The sequence below is a fragment of the Rhizobium ruizarguesonis genome (assembly GCF_012349115.1).
In the GTDB taxonomy this organism is placed as follows: Bacteria; Pseudomonadota; Alphaproteobacteria; order Rhizobiales; family Rhizobiaceae; genus Rhizobium; species Rhizobium ruizarguesonis.
In genome coordinates this window covers 1-12,872 of sequence record NZ_PQIG01000136.1, presented here as the reverse complement: position 1 = coordinate 12,872, position 12,872 = coordinate 1, and the positions used below count along the sequence as shown (strand labels likewise).

Genomic DNA, 12,872 nt, shown 5'->3' with positions numbered 1-12,872 from the left:
GCGCCGCGCGTCCGATAGGACGCGCTAGGACGCTCTATCACTTTGAATCGGCGCATAATCCTTTCCAAAAATCGATTCCAATTTTCGGGGTTCTGCGCTGCATTTCAGCCATGCCGAAAAATCTTCGCGATTAACCAAAGAAATTTCGCCTATGCGCTGGACAAGCCTGCCGATCCTGTTTATACGCCCCGTCACACCGCGCAGCCAAGCGCGAACGGGTGATTAGCTCAGTTGGTAGAGCAGCTGACTCTTAATCAGCGGGTCGTAGGTTCGAGCCCTACATCACCCACCAAATCTCTTGAAAAGATTGATGTATTTGAACTCAGGCCGGATTTTCCGGCCTGCTGGAAGCAGGCGGCATTGCTAGCCTTGCCCAAAGGACTGGTCGCAGTGATCTGCGCGCGCTAGTTTCCCTCACACACACTGGGAGGGTCCCATGAGAAGCGTCATTCTAGTCGTTGCCTTGTCTCTGCCGCTACCGGCCTTTGGCGCAGGCGTCGTGAACGTCAAAGCGAGCGAGCATAGCTGCAGCGAGCTTACGCAGATCATTCGCCAGAACAAAAAGGTCTTTGTTCGCGTCGGTTTCGGCGGCCGCAGTTTCCGTTATCCACCTGCCCAGTGCAGTATGGGTGATAAGCACACCACGACTAGTTTGCGCGATGCGGGGGGAAAGCAGTGCATCCTTGATTATTCCTGCGTCTTCGACCCCGCGTCGCCCTATAACTTTCCCTAGAACAGGATGTCGTCCGAAAACCGCTCACACTTTTCGGCATCATGCTCTGGACGCTTCCGTTGAGAGAGGGAGCGAGCGGGAAGTGCGGGCAGCGGTCAACTTCAGGCGGCGCCAACCGAGGTTGCCTCAATCGCTGCCGCTCAGTTTCATCCCTGCGAGCCAGAGAGCTGCGACGATGAAAAACGACAGTGCCGCCATCATTGCTATAGGCGGTGCGTATTCCTGGAAGGAATGCGAGGCGTTTAGTCTGAGGACGTAAATAATCACAACCGCAAGTTTGATCGAGATCAGGAGGGCCAAGGTCGCGTTTTTGGCGTAACGCCTGATTTTCGGCCAATCGAAGCTTCTGACGGGTGACGCATCGACCTTCTGTGTCGGAACGGTTCTTGTCCGCTCCGGCTCCGGCAATGCAAGGTGTCTGCGCCCAAACGTCGGTTTCATGGCCGGCAGCGTAGACCAAATATCTTAATGGATCGGGACGTTGCGATGCCCTCGCCGAAGCAGTAGCGAAGGAGTGCCTCGCCCATCTGGACTTCGCTGCCTTCGAAGAGCCCGTGCGAAGCTGATTTCTGAAGGGTGCCCGGAGAGTGCGGCTGTGCTCAGGCGTACAGTTCGGAGGGTTTCTGGACTGGCAGCATGGAGTGCGATGCCCTAACTTCGCTCTCTCACATTCAGGAGTTTCCATGAAAAGCGTTGTTCTGGCCGTCGCACTATTGTTTCCGTCCGTCGCTCTGGCCGTCGAGGCGGTGGAGGTCAATGCCAGGGATCACAGTTGCGAAGAGCTTGCGCAGATCATCCGCAAGGACAAGGCGGTTTTTGTGCGGATGGGCTTTGGCGGCCGCAGCTTCCGTTATCCGCCGGCCAGGTGTAATCTCGGCGACAAGTACGACACCGCAAGGGTGAGGGATGGCAATGGCAAGCTTTGCCTGCTCGACTACGAGTGCGTGTACGATCCGCAGTCCTTCTATAACAGGATTCCCAAATAATATCGGATCCAGGCGTTGCCAGGACGAAGCGATGACCTTGAATTTCTTCGATCATGCCGCCAGCTTGAATGCCTGTTCGGGATAGATGACGAGGTCAAGAAAAAAGGCCGGGCGAAACTCGCACCGACCTTCCTCGATCAGTCTCGATAACGGCTGCCAGTACCTCCGTGGTCAGCCGTCAGAGACAGATTTAGTATCCCTTAAGTAGGGTTTTCTTAAAAAACTTCAAGAGCTCGCGGCTGGAAGGAAGCCGGCACTGGGCCGGCTTCTTCTGGCCGAGCAGCGATTATTGCTGTGCCGGGGCAGCCGGCGGAGTGGCCGGTGCTGGTGCCGGTGCCGGCGTAGCGCTGTTGTCGGTCGGAGCGATCGGCTTGGCCGGCGCCGGCTCGGATTGGGTCGTGGAAGCTGTCGTGTCCGGGGATGTGCCGGGGGTGCTCCACTGCGAATAGGCGAATGCAGCGACAGCGATCACGGCCAATGCAGCGGCCCAGACAACCCACGTATTATTGCTGCGCGCGCTCGGCGTGGTGCGCAGATCCAGATTTGGGTTCAGCGGGCGGTTCGGGTCGTTGGCATTATTGGGGTCGTACGTCATGGTACTTTCTCCTCTTTCGGTGAGAGAAGAATGCCGAAGTGGGCATTTTGTTCCGTTCTGGGCCGAAGCGCTTGTGCTGATTGGGTTTTCCTACTCTTCATTCCAGCTCGTTACTGGCGCTCCGTGCATTCGTGGCTTTGCCGCTCACCTCTTATCTGCCTGCCGGCTCGCCTGGAGGCGACCGGCAGAGACCCGGTGGAAGAGCTGCCGGCTGATCGGGTGCCGTGGTGGATGGCAGGCCGCTGCCGCGGACGGCAAGCCGCCATGGCGTAATGCGCTTGACACGACGGGGTCTGTTTGCGCATGGTTTGGCCATGGGGTCGCGATCACCCCACGAGGCGTCATGCTGAAGAATCGCGTCCAGTAAAACCGATCAACGGAGGGACGCGTCATGCCGTCATTTCTAGAAATCTCACCTGAAAAGCTCAGCCGCCTCATCGGGACACCTGGGGCTCCCGTCATTATCGACGTGCGCACGGAGGAGGACTTCGCGCTCGATCCACGCCTGGTGCCGGGCTCGATCCGGCGCGCCCATGCCGATGTCGCGTCCTGGGTTGGCGGCGTCGATGCCGAAGCCGTCGTCGTGGTATGCCAGAGAGGCGGCAAGCTCAGTCATGGTGTTGCCGCCTATCTCCGCCATGCCGGGATCGACGCGGAAAGCCTCGAAGGTGGCTTCGAGGCGTGGATCGCGGGCGGACCGGCCGTGCCCGATGCAAAGCTGCCGCAACGCGACGCTGAAGAGCGCACCGTCTGGGTGACGCGCGCGCGGCCGAAGATCGATCGTATCGCCTGTCCCTGGCTGATCCGGCGCTTCGTCGATCCGAACGCCGTGTTCCTGTTCGTGCCAACGCCCGAGGTTTTGGCCGTCGGCGAGCGTTTCGGGGCGACGCCCTTCGATATCGAGGATGTGTTCTGGAGCCATCGCGACGAGCTCTGTACCTTCGACGTGATGATCGAGGAGTTCGGGCTGGCTTCGGAACCGCTTCTGCGCCTGGCGCGGATCGTCAGGGCGGCGGATACCGCAAGGCTCGACCTCGCGCCTGAGGCGGCGGGCCTGCTTGCGGCATCGCTCGGCCTCTCCAGGATGTATTCCGACGATCTGGAGCAACTCGAGGCCGGGATGCTTCTCTACGACGCCTTCTTCCGCTGGTGCCGCGATGCGACCGAGGAAACCCACAATTGGCCGGCGCCGAAGAAGAGGGCATGAGATGGTCGAGATGACGGATAATGCGCCCGGCGGCAAAACGGCGGAGGAGGACGCGGGAGAGGAGCATCATCACGGCGTCTCGTTTGGCGAGGCCTTCAAGGTGTGGCTGCGCGTCGCCGCCCTGAGTTTCGGCGGCCCCGCCGGCCAGATTGCCGTGATGCACCGGATCATCGTCGACGAGAAGCGATGGATCGGTGAGCACCGTTTTCTGCATGCGCTGAACTATTGCATGCTGCTCCCCGGACCCGAGGCGCAGCAACTCGCCATCTATATCGGCTGGCTGATGCACCGTACAGTGGGCGGTCTCGTCGCCGGCCTGCTGTTCGTGTTGCCGGGCTTCCTATCGATCCTCTGTCTCAGCTATATCTACGCCGCCTATGGCAACGTCGGCATCGTCGCGGGTCTGTTCTTCGGGCTGAAGGCAGCGGTGCTCGCCGTCGTCGTGCAGGCCGTCATCCGCATTGGCGGCCGCGCGCTCAAGAATCGCCTCATGGTCGGTATCGCGGCCGCGGCCTTCGTCGCCATCTTCTTTCTCCATGTCCCGTTCCCGCTGATCGTGCTTACCGCCGGCATTGCGGGCTTCCTCGGCGGCAGGTTCGGGCTTGCCGCCTTCCGGACGGGCGGCGGCCACAAGGCCGGAAACGGCGCGACACTGTCGGACGCCGAGTCGGCGCTCGGCGAGGGCATACCGACGCATGCGCGCCCGAATCTTGCGTGGTCGCTGCGAATCTCGGCCGTGCTGCTTGCTCTCTGGCTCGCTCCGCTCGCGGCACTTTACACAACCTTCGGTGCTGACAACGTCTTTACCGAGATCGGCCTGTTCTTCAGCAAGATGGCGGTCGTCACCTTCGGCGGGGCCTATGCCGTGCTTGCCTATGTCGCGCAGGAGGCCGTGCAGCATTTCGGCTGGCTGAAACCCGGCGAGATGCTGGATGGTCTCGGCATGGCCGAGACGACGCCGGGGCCATTGATCATGGTCGTCCAGTTCGTCGGCTTCATGGGCGCCTACCGCGATCCGGGAGCGCTGAACCCGATGCTTGCTGCAACCCTTGCGGCGATCCTGACGAGTTGGGTCACCTTCGTGCCCTGTTTCCTCTGGATCTTCCTCGGTGCGCCGTTCATCGAAAAACTGCGCGGCAACATCGCGCTTGCCGGCGCGATGTCGGCCATAACAGCGGCGGTGGTCGGGGTCATCCTCAACCTCGCTATCTGGTTTGCCTTGCACACGCTGTTTGCCGAGGTTGCGACCGTCCACCTTGGCGGCTTGCGGCTCGATATCCCCGTGCTGCAATCGGCCGTGCCGGCGGCAATGGCGCTGTCTGCCGCCGCGGCGATAGCGATCTTCCGCTTCAAGGCTTCCGTGATCGCGACGCTGCTAGCCTGCGCGGCCGCAGGGATGCTCTGGACGCTGGTGGTCGGCTAGGCTTCCGCCCCGTCCGCTGAAATGCGCGTCGCGAGCATCTTGTCGATACGCATGCCATCCATGTCGAGCACTTCGAAGCGCCAGTTGTCGAAGACGAAGGTTTCACCGGCTTCGGGGATGTGCTGGAGTTGATGCAGCGCAAACCCCGCCAGCGTATGGAAATCAGCATCCGGACGATCGCGCAGGCCCAGCCGTTCGAAGGCGTCGAAGGCCGGCATCATCGCATCGATCAAGAGCGACCCGTCTTCCCTGACGACGATGTCGGGCTCTTCGTTGGATCCTGGCAGGTCGCCGGCGATGGCTTCGAGCAGGTCGGTCTGGGTGACGATGCCTTCGAGGCTGCCATATTCGTCGATGACGATGGCAAGGCGAACGGGTGAGGCCTTGAAGCTGTCGAGCACGCGGACGACCGAGGTGCCCTCATGCAGCACCAGCGGCTGCTTGATCACCTCCATCGGCCGGACCTTGCCGCCGTCGAGAACCTGATCGAGAAGGTCCTTCTTCAAGACCATGCCGATCGGCTCGTCGATCGAGCCGCGGGCGACCAGCAATTGTTCGTGGCTGCATTCGCGGATGGTCTTCAGGATCTCGGCCTCGCTGTCGTCGGCGTCGAACCACTCGATATCGAGACGCGGGGTCATGATGTCGGAGATCGGTCTGTCGCCGATGTTGAACACCCGTTCGACGAGCTGCTGCTGCACCTGGTTGAGAAGGCCGGCCTCCTGGCTCTCGGCAACTAGCAGCTTGAGCTCCTGCGGCGAATGGAACGACGATTCGCCGGTTCCGGCGCGAAGACCCACACCCCGCAGCACGAGGTTGCCCATGCCGTTCAGAACAAAGATCGCCGGCTTAAACAGCACCAGGAACAGACCGAGCGGACGCACAACGGCAAGTGAAGTGGCTTCGCTGCGTTGAAGCGCTAGGCTCTTGGGTGCGAGCTCGCCGAGCACGATATGAAGTGCTGTGATGATGACGAAGGCGATGACGACGGCAACAGTATGCGCGCCCGCCGTCGCCCATTGCCCAGGCAGCCATGATAACAGCGGCTCGATCAGGTGGGCAAGCGCCGGTTCGCCAACCCAGCCGAGGGCGAGCGACGAGATGGTGATGCCGAGCTGGGTGGCTGCAAGGTTGGAGTCGAGATTGTCAACGGCGCGCTGAAGTGCTGAGGCGTTCATGCGGCCTGCCGCAGCGAGTTCGGCGACGCGGCTACGCCTGACCGACACCAGGGCGAATTCGGCGGCAACGAAGAAGCCATTGGCGGCGACGAGAAGAAACACGGCTAGTATCCCGATATAGTCGGAGAGCCCGCCGGCGGAATCGGACATGTTTTCCCTGCCTTCGAATTGATAGGAATCCGAAACTACACGCTCGCACACTGGTGGCAAGGCGTTCCGGCCAGTCTCGCGGCGAGAGATGCCGACGCCAGCTGCCGTGATCGAAATACTGCGTTGGTTTGCGGATGACCGCAAATGCATGGCAACCGCATGACCGGCGTCGCGCCATTCACCGCTTGGGTGCTTCGAAGAGCTCGATCGGGTTTCCGGCCGGATCGTCGAGCAGGATTTGCTTGCCGCCTATGCCCTGCACGATCTCGTTGCGGAAACGCGCACCGGCCTGACGCAGCGCGGCGACGTCTGCTTCCAAGTCCTTGACCTCGATCTGGATGCGATTCCAACCGCCGGGCTCCGGCTTTCTCCCATCTGGCATTGCTTGAGATGCTCCGCCGGGTCCCGTCATGCCGCTGACGAACAGACGAAATCCGTCCTTGGTCAGGATGGCGAAACTCGGCGCGGGACGAAGTGCGACGGAGAAGCCGAGATGTCTCGTGTAGAATTCCACTGCGGCGTCGACGTCGTCGACGATGTAGCGCATGCTGATACCAGGCATGTTTTCCTCCATTGTGGTCTTCGTTGTCTTGATCTGGATGCGTCGCTTCGAAACTCGATTATGCGCCCGTTTCAAGTTTTTTATGCATCTCGTTATGCCAAATCGCTGAGCACCTTTGGGCGAGACTTGATCGAATCGAGAGCATGCCGCCTACCGCCAGCAGCAGGACAACCCTCCACGGCCGCGCCTTCTAGGCGATGAGCAGCAAAGGCCGAAGGGCTTCAGAGGACGAAGCCAGCCGGCCGCGCCAAAACCTCGATCACCGTGTGTAAGCTTAATCTAAAATATAAGCTTCGACCCGTAGCTATTGGATTTCATTACAAAAGTTTAATTTTTATTTCAGTTTCAGTTCATCTTTTCGACCCTAGTTTGCTCTCGTGCCCAACACGAGGAACCCCACATGAAAAAGATTTTTGCAGCTCTTCTTTCCGCCTCCTTCCTTCTGTCCCCGATGGTTGTTTCCCAGGCCAGCGCCGACGATCATCGCCGTCCCCACGTCGTCGTGCAGAAGAAGGTGGTCGTCCGGTCGCACTGGAAAAAGGGATACCGCGTCAATGCCAGCGAACGTCGCCGGTTCTCCGATGTCAACGACTACCGCCGCTACCGGCTGGCGCCTCCGCCCCGCGGTTATCGCTGGGTGCGGGCCGATAACGACTACCTGCTGATCGGCGTTACCAGCGGCATCGTCTCCAGCGTTATTGCCGGTCGCTGACCGGCAGATGAACGAGAAGAGGGCGGCTTCGACCGCCCTTTTCGTTTGCCGCAGGTGAATCTCTCGTCAGGAGGGCTTCCTGAAGGGAACGATGCGCTCGGCGAGGCTTCGGAACAGGCCGCCGGATCGTCGCTGCCGATCGGGCCGTTCGCCTGTTGCCTCGACGGTTTCGGGACGAAGCCCTTCGATCGGCGGTAGCGGCTCGCATTCGGTGCAGACGCAGAGATAACGTTTGATTGTCTTCGCCTTCATGCCGCTTGCCTGTTCCAGTTGGCGAAAGGATCGGGCAGGTCGCGCCAGCGCTCGGGCACGAAGGCATCTGTCCTGATAAGACAGGCGTCGAGTTCCTTCCTGATCCAGGCTTCGTCCATCGGATCGGCACCGATGAAGACGATTTCCTGGCGGCGGTCGCCCCAGACGGGGTCGAGATAGGGGCCGATGGCGCGCATGAAGGCCGGTTCCTCCGGCCATTGTTCGCGCGGCACGGCCGCCCACCAGAGGCCCATCTTGCCGGTGCGCACGATCGCGCCCGCCTGGCTGATCTCGCCGACATGGTGCGGGCGCGTCGCCAGCCAGAAGAAGCCCTTGGCGCGCACGACGCCCGGCCATGCGCTGTCGAGGAAGGCCTGCAGCTTTGCCGGATGGAAGGGCCGCTTCTCGCGATAGACGAAGGAGCGGATGCCGTATTCCTCGGTCTCCGGCACGTGGTCGCGGAAGCCGTGCAGTTCCTTGTACCAGAGCGGATGGGTCTCGGCCCTGTCTATATCGAAGCGGCCGGTGCCGAGCACGTCTTTCAGGGCGACCTTGCCGAAATCCACCTCGATCAGCCGTGCATCCGGGTTGAGGCCGGTAATGATCTTGCGCGCGGCGTCGCGCTCCTCCTTGGCTGCCGTGCCGATCTTGTTCAGCACCACGACATCGGCGAATTCGATCTGCTCGACCAGCAGGTGGACGATGGTTCTGTTGTCGCCGTCGCCTGCCGTTTCACCGCGGTCGGCGAGGAAATCGGCCGAGGCATAATCGGCAAGCAGATTGGCGGCGTCGACGACGGTCACCATCGTATCCAGCCTTGCCACATCCGAGAGGCTTTGCCCGTTCTCATCGCGGAATTCGAAGGTGGTGGCGACGGGCAGGGGCTCGGCGATGCCTGTGGATTCGATCAGGAGGTAATCGAAGCGGCCCTGATCGGCGAGCTGGCGCACCTCCTTCAGCAGATCGTCGCGCAGCGTGCAGCAGATGCAGCCATTGGTCATCTCGACAAGCTGCTCCTCGGTGCGGGAGAGGTTGGCGCCGCCGTCGCGCACCAGGGCGGCATCGATATTCACCTCGCTCATGTCGTTGACGATGACCGCGACGCGTAAGCCTTCGCGATTGGTCAGCACATGGTTGAGCAGCGTCGTCTTGCCGGCACCGAGGAAGCCTGAAAGGACCGTGACGGGAAGTCTGTTGTCCATAGGAACCTCATAAGATCTTATTTAATGTAATATCATTACGTGCAGTGTGTCGAAAAAAGGCGGAATGGGGTTGTCCGCCTCTTTCCGCCTCAGCTCTCTCAGGAGCGTCGCGTGTCCGGCAGGACACGCAGAGCCGCGGATGAGTGTCATGCGCTGGAGAGGCAGTCCTTCATGCTGTTGGCGATGCCGCGCATGAGGGTGAAGTAGAGATCGGGGCCGGCCTTCAGTGTTGCCGCTTCGGGATCGAGTACGCCTGACTTGGCGCTTGTGCCTTCGATGACGACGTTGACGAGGCGCGGCTCGAACTGCGGTTCGGCAAAGACGCAGGTGGCGCCGAGTTCGCCGACCTTGCGGTGGATTTCCGAAACACGCTCGGCGCCGGGAATAGTTTCCGGGCTGACGGTGATCGAGCCGGCGACGCGGATGCCGTAGCGGTGCTCGAAATACTGATAGGCGTCGTGGAAGACGATGAAGGGCTTGCCCTTGACGGGAGCGACGATACCCTTGAGCTCGGTGTCGAGCGCATCCAGCCGGTCATCCAGCGCCCTGGCGTTGCCCTGATAGGTCAGTGCATTGGCAGGATCGGCGGCGACCAGTGTCGTGGTGATCATGGCCGCCATGGCCTTGGCGTTCATCGGGTCGAGCCAGAGATGCGTGTCGAATGTGCCGTGGTCGTGGTCAGCTTCGGCGCCATGCGTGGCTTCGGCGTGATCGTGTTCGTGCTCTGGGGTGGCGGAAGCACTGTCGTGCTCGTCGCCGTCATCATGCGGTTCGAAGGCGCCGCCTTCGCGGAAGGGCAGCTTGACGAGGCCGGGAGCATTGTCGAGTTCGGCGATGCTGGCATCCCGACCGAGCGCCTGCAGCGGCTTTTCGAGAAAGGCCTCGAGGCCCGGGCCGACCCAGAAAATCACCTTGGCGTTCTGCAAAGCGCGGGCATTCGATGGCTTCAGATTGTAGGTATGCGGGGAGGCGGCGCCATCGACGATCAACTCGGGTTCGCCGACACCCTGCATGATCGCCGACACCAGCGAATGGATCGGTTTGATCGAGGTGACGACGACAGGCGCGTCGGCTGCTCGCATAGTGCCGGCGAAGAGAAGGGCGGGGATCGCCAAGACCGGGATTGCGAGGGCCGGCATTCTGAGGGCCAGGATTTTAAGGGCAGGCCCCTTCGCACGTTTCATCAATATGCTCCGCTTGAATTGCAATTGTTATGTTATTACATCAATTGCGTTATGCTATAACGTGTGCAATAGCAGGACGCAACAGCACTTTCGGAAAATTTGATGCTCTCTCCCGCAAAGACTCCCGCTGGTATCAGGGCCGAACCGCTGGTTTCGCTTGAAGATGTCGGCATCCTGCGCAATGGCCGCTGGCTGGTGCGCGGCATCGATTTTTCCGTTTCGCGCGGCGAGATCGTCACGCTGATCGGGCCGAACGGCTCGGGCAAGTCGACCAGTGCCAAGGCGGCGATCGGCGTGCTGAAGCCGGACGAGGGCAGGGTGGAGCGCAAGCCCGGCCTCAAGGTCGGCTATGTCCCGCAGAAGCTTTCGATCGATTGGACGCTGCCGCTTTCGGTGCGCCGGCTGATGACGCTGACCGGGCCACTGCCGGAGCGCGACATGCTTGCGGCACTCGATGCGGCCGGCATGGCGCATATGCTCGATGCGGAGGTGCAGCACCTTTCCGGCGGCGAATTCCAGCGGGCGCTGATGGCGCGCGCCATTGCCCGCAAGCCGGATCTGCTGGTGCTGGACGAGCCGGTGCAGGGGGTGGATTTCGCTGGCGAGATCGCGCTCTACGACCTCATCAAGTCGATCCGCAACGCCACCGGCTGCGGCATCCTGCTGATCTCGCACGATCTCCACGTCGTCATGGCCGAGACAGACACGGTCATCTGCCTGAACGGCCATGTCTGCTGCCGCGGCACGCCTGAGTCCGTCAGCCGCAGCCCGGAATATGTGCGCCTGTTCGGCAGCCGGGCGGCGCAGACGCTCGCGGTGTACAGCCATCACCACGACCATACGCATCTGCCGGACGGTCGCGTGCAGCATGCTGACGGCACGGTGACCGATCATTGCCATCCGGACGACGGCCATCATGCGCATGACCATAGTCATGATCACGATCATGCCGAGCATGACCATCCGCATGTGCATGCGGAGGGAGAGCGCCATGCTTGACGATTTCTTCGTGCGCGCCATTCTTGCCGGCGTCGGCCTGGCGCTGACGACGGGGCCGCTCGGCTGCTTCATCATCTGGCGGCGCATGGCCTATTTCGGCGATACGATCGCCCATTCGGCGCTGCTCGGTGTGGCGCTGTCGCTGCTCTTCGAACTTAACCTGACGCTTGCCGTCTTTGCCGTCGCCGCCCTCGTGTCGATCCTGCTGCTCTTCCTGCAGAAGCGCCAGGCGCTGTCGGCCGATGCGCTGCTCGGCATCCTCTCGCATGCCACACTGGCGATCGGCCTCGTCATGGTCGCCTTCATGAGCTGGGTGCGGATCGATCTCATCGCTTTCCTGTTCGGCGATATCCTCGCCGTCTCCACCACTGACATCGCGCTGATCTGGGGCGGCGGGCTGTTCGTGCTCGCGGCAATCGCCTGGCTCTGGCGGCCGCTGCTCGCGGCCACCGTCAATGCCGAACTGGCCGAAGCCGAGGGGCTGAAGCCGGAGCGGGCGCGGCTGTTCTTCATGCTGCTGATGGCCGTCGTCATCGCCATCGCCATGAAGATTGTCGGCATCATGCTGATCACCTCGCTGCTGATCATTCCGGCGGCCGCGGCGCGGCGCTTCTCGTCGACGCCCGAGATCATGGCGGTGCTCGCCTCGCTGATCGGGGCTATCGCCGTCATCGGCGGGCTGTTCGGCTCGCTCACCTATGACACGCCCTCCGGCCCCTCGATCGTGGTTGCAGCGCTGATCCTCTTCATGCTCAGCCTGCTTCCCGTCAGGCGCCACCGCGCGATTGCGCAAGGACAAGGCTCATGACAACGCCGCAACTCACCAAGAACCAGACGCTGGTTTTCGACGTGCTCGAAAAGGCCGAGGGGCCGCTCAGCGCCTACACCATCCTCGACAAGCTGCGCGACCATGGTTTTCGCGCGCCGCTGCAGGTCTATAGGGCGCTGGAGAAGCTGCTCGAATACGGCGTCGTGCACCGGCTGGAAAGCATCAACTCCTTCGTCGCCTGCGCCCATCCGGGCGACGACTGCCACAGCCACGGTATCGTCGCCTTCGCCATCTGCGAAAGCTGCGGCCAGGTGATGGAATTCCACGACCACGAGGTCGACCACCGGCTGATGGAATGGGTGCGGGGCCAGAAGTTCAAGCCCGAGAAGACGACGATCGAGATCCGTGGGTTGTGTGAGGCCTGCGCGGCGTAAGCTTCGCTCGCATTCGCTAGACAATCGCCTCGCGCTCACCGAAAGGCGTGTCGTCATCGAATTTGCGGGTGTCGATCCAATCGTGGGCATGATCTGCCGCGGAAGGCTCGATGGCCAAGGACACTATTGCCTGACGGGCTATTGTGATGGCCGAGCCCGCCGGGTCATTCCGCTGGACTCGTTCCCGCGTCTGGCCTTCCCGACGGCACTTCCAAAAAAGGTGAGGCCGGAGACCGGCCTCACCCTTCACGTTTTTTCGCTGATCGGCTTAGCCTTCGTGCGAACCATCGTTGCCGCCCTTGCCGGGACCATCGTTGCCGCCCTTGCCGGGACCATCGTTGCCGCCCTTGCCGGGACCATCGTTGCCGCCCTTGCCGGGGCCATCGTTGCCGCCCTTGCCGGGGCCATCGTTGCCGCCCTTGCCGGGGCCGTCGTTGCCGCCCTTGCCGGGGCCGTCGTTGCCGCCCTTGCCGGGACCGTCGTTGC

Annotated in this window: 16 protein-coding genes and 1 tRNA gene; 9 read left to right on the top strand and 8 right to left on the bottom strand. The window is 61.8% G+C overall.

The window, feature by feature from the left end:
• Positions 1–216 precede the first annotated feature (216 nt).
• Both C3Y91_RS36125 and C3Y91_RS36120 read left to right on the top strand, forming a co-directional pair.
• Positions 217–292: transfer RNA gene (locus tag C3Y91_RS36125), tRNA-Lys, on the top strand.
• A 144-nt stretch (positions 293–436) separates the two neighbouring features.
• On the top strand, positions 437–733 hold the full coding sequence (locus tag C3Y91_RS36120; RefSeq protein WP_168576385.1) for a hypothetical protein: 297 nt from the start codon (positions 437–439) through the stop codon (positions 731–733).
• A gap of 126 nt (positions 734–859) precedes the next feature.
• Here the strand turns inward: C3Y91_RS36120 and C3Y91_RS36115 are convergent, their stop codons facing one another.
• Entirely contained in the window at positions 860–1,141 is a 282-nt protein-coding gene (locus C3Y91_RS36115) for a hypothetical protein (RefSeq protein WP_024320849.1), read from the bottom strand.
• 275 nt (positions 1,142–1,416) lie between these two features.
• On the opposite strand from C3Y91_RS36115, the gene C3Y91_RS36110 reads away from it, so the two are divergent.
• Positions 1,417–1,719: a hypothetical protein gene (locus C3Y91_RS36110; protein ID WP_018482882.1), complete on the top strand. Its 303-nt coding sequence runs from the start codon at positions 1,417–1,419 to the stop codon at positions 1,717–1,719.
• 286 nt (positions 1,720–2,005) lie between these two features.
• On the opposite strand, the gene C3Y91_RS36105 is transcribed toward C3Y91_RS36110, so the two are convergent.
• A complete protein-coding gene (locus C3Y91_RS36105; RefSeq protein WP_018482883.1) occupies positions 2,006–2,314 on the bottom strand; it encodes a hypothetical protein in 309 nt (102 codons plus the stop codon).
• Between the two features lie 391 nt (positions 2,315–2,705).
• Between C3Y91_RS36105 and C3Y91_RS36100 the strand changes: the two genes are divergently transcribed.
• Positions 2,706–3,521 carry a chromate resistance protein ChrB domain-containing protein gene (locus tag C3Y91_RS36100; RefSeq protein WP_130655868.1) on the top strand — a complete coding sequence of 272 codons (816 nt, stop codon included), beginning with the start codon at positions 2,706–2,708 and terminating at the stop codon, positions 3,519–3,521.
• A 1-nt stretch (position 3,522) separates the two neighbouring features.
• On the top strand, positions 3,523–4,944 hold the full coding sequence (gene chrA / locus C3Y91_RS36095) for a chromate efflux transporter (protein ID WP_024320851.1): 1,422 nt from the start codon (positions 3,523–3,525) through the stop codon (positions 4,942–4,944).
• Here the strand turns inward: chrA and C3Y91_RS36090 are convergent.
• Together C3Y91_RS36090 and C3Y91_RS36085 are read right to left on the bottom strand one after the other, a co-directional pair.
• A complete protein-coding gene (locus C3Y91_RS36090; RefSeq protein ID WP_018482886.1) occupies positions 4,941–6,272 on the bottom strand; it encodes a hemolysin family protein in 1,332 nt (443 codons plus the stop codon). The two genes, chrA and C3Y91_RS36090, sit on opposite strands and share 4 nt — an antisense overlap.
• 178 nt (positions 6,273–6,450) lie before the next feature.
• Complete coding sequence (locus tag C3Y91_RS36085; protein ID WP_003541160.1) at positions 6,451–6,834, bottom strand: VOC family protein; 384 nt, start codon at positions 6,832–6,834, stop codon at positions 6,451–6,453.
• A 400-nt stretch (positions 6,835–7,234) separates the two neighbouring features.
• On the opposite strand from C3Y91_RS36085, the gene C3Y91_RS36080 reads away from it, so the two are divergent.
• The gene (locus C3Y91_RS36080; protein ID WP_018074259.1) at positions 7,235–7,546 is read left to right on the top strand and encodes an RcnB family protein; all 312 of its coding nucleotides are present in this window, start codon (positions 7,235–7,237) and stop codon (positions 7,544–7,546) included.
• 66 nt (positions 7,547–7,612) lie between these two features.
• Here C3Y91_RS36080 and C3Y91_RS36075 read toward each other — a convergent pair whose 3' ends face one another.
• From C3Y91_RS36075 to C3Y91_RS36065, 3 genes are all read right to left on the bottom strand, one after another.
• Positions 7,613–7,798: a hypothetical protein gene (locus C3Y91_RS36075; protein ID WP_024320853.1), complete on the bottom strand. Its 186-nt coding sequence runs from the start codon at positions 7,796–7,798 to the stop codon at positions 7,613–7,615.
• Positions 7,795–9,000: a zinc metallochaperone GTPase ZigA gene (gene zigA / locus C3Y91_RS36070; RefSeq protein ID WP_024320854.1), complete on the bottom strand. Its 1,206-nt coding sequence runs from the start codon at positions 8,998–9,000 to the stop codon at positions 7,795–7,797. The genes C3Y91_RS36075 and zigA overlap by 4 nt, the downstream gene beginning before the upstream one ends.
• A gap of 146 nt (positions 9,001–9,146) precedes the next feature.
• Positions 9,147–10,184, bottom strand: coding sequence for a zinc ABC transporter substrate-binding protein (locus C3Y91_RS36065; protein WP_018074262.1), 1,038 nt, complete (start codon positions 10,182–10,184; stop codon positions 9,147–9,149).
• A 102-nt stretch (positions 10,185–10,286) separates the two neighbouring features.
• Here C3Y91_RS36065 and C3Y91_RS36060 point away from each other — a divergent pair, with 102 nt between their 5' ends.
• The 3 genes from C3Y91_RS36060 to C3Y91_RS36050 are packed head-to-tail and all read left to right on the top strand — an operon-like array spanning position 10,287 to position 12,386.
• Entirely contained in the window at positions 10,287–11,183 is an 897-nt protein-coding gene (locus C3Y91_RS36060; RefSeq protein WP_130655864.1) for an ATP-binding cassette domain-containing protein, read from the top strand.
• A complete protein-coding gene (znuB, locus tag C3Y91_RS36055) occupies positions 11,176–11,991 on the top strand; it encodes a zinc ABC transporter permease subunit ZnuB (RefSeq protein ID WP_130655863.1) in 816 nt (271 codons plus the stop codon). Before C3Y91_RS36060 ends, znuB begins: the two co-directional genes overlap by 8 nt.
• Positions 11,988–12,386 carry a Fur family transcriptional regulator gene (locus C3Y91_RS36050; protein ID WP_024320857.1) on the top strand — a complete coding sequence of 133 codons (399 nt, stop codon included), beginning with the start codon at positions 11,988–11,990 and terminating at the stop codon, positions 12,384–12,386. The genes znuB and C3Y91_RS36050 overlap by 4 nt, the downstream gene beginning before the upstream one ends.
• Before the next feature lie 268 nt (positions 12,387–12,654).
• Here the strand turns inward: C3Y91_RS36050 and C3Y91_RS36045 are convergent.
• A partial coding sequence (locus C3Y91_RS36045; RefSeq protein ID WP_210267755.1) for a hypothetical protein occupies positions 12,655–12,872 on the bottom strand: 218 nt, incomplete at its 5' end.

Coding starts and splice junctions, on each gene's coding strand:
- C3Y91_RS36065 (WP_018074262.1), bottom strand. CDS start 10,184: ATGAAACGTGCGAAGGGGCCTGCCCTTAAAATCCTGGCCCTCAGAATG.
- C3Y91_RS36075 (WP_024320853.1), bottom strand. CDS start 7,798: ATGAAGGCGAAGACAATCAAACGTTATCTCTGCGTCTGCACCGAATGC.
- C3Y91_RS36100 (WP_130655868.1), top strand. CDS start 2,706: ATGCCGTCATTTCTAGAAATCTCACCTGAAAAGCTCAGCCGCCTCATC.
- C3Y91_RS36085 (WP_003541160.1), bottom strand. CDS start 6,834: ATGCCTGGTATCAGCATGCGCTACATCGTCGACGACGTCGACGCCGCA.
- C3Y91_RS36080 (WP_018074259.1), top strand. CDS start 7,235: ATGAAAAAGATTTTTGCAGCTCTTCTTTCCGCCTCCTTCCTTCTGTCC.
- chrA (WP_024320851.1), top strand. CDS start 3,523: ATGGTCGAGATGACGGATAATGCGCCCGGCGGCAAAACGGCGGAGGAG.
- znuB (WP_130655863.1), top strand. CDS start 11,176: ATGCTTGACGATTTCTTCGTGCGCGCCATTCTTGCCGGCGTCGGCCTG.
- C3Y91_RS36050 (WP_024320857.1), top strand. CDS start 11,988: ATGACAACGCCGCAACTCACCAAGAACCAGACGCTGGTTTTCGACGTG.
- C3Y91_RS36120 (WP_168576385.1), top strand. CDS start 437: ATGAGAAGCGTCATTCTAGTCGTTGCCTTGTCTCTGCCGCTACCGGCC.
- zigA (WP_024320854.1), bottom strand. CDS start 9,000: ATGGACAACAGACTTCCCGTCACGGTCCTTTCAGGCTTCCTCGGTGCC.
- C3Y91_RS36105 (WP_018482883.1), bottom strand. CDS start 2,314: ATGACGTACGACCCCAATAATGCCAACGACCCGAACCGCCCGCTGAAC.
- C3Y91_RS36110 (WP_018482882.1), top strand. CDS start 1,417: ATGAAAAGCGTTGTTCTGGCCGTCGCACTATTGTTTCCGTCCGTCGCT.
- C3Y91_RS36060 (WP_130655864.1), top strand. CDS start 10,287: ATGCTCTCTCCCGCAAAGACTCCCGCTGGTATCAGGGCCGAACCGCTG.
- C3Y91_RS36090 (WP_018482886.1), bottom strand. CDS start 6,272: ATGTCCGATTCCGCCGGCGGGCTCTCCGACTATATCGGGATACTAGCC.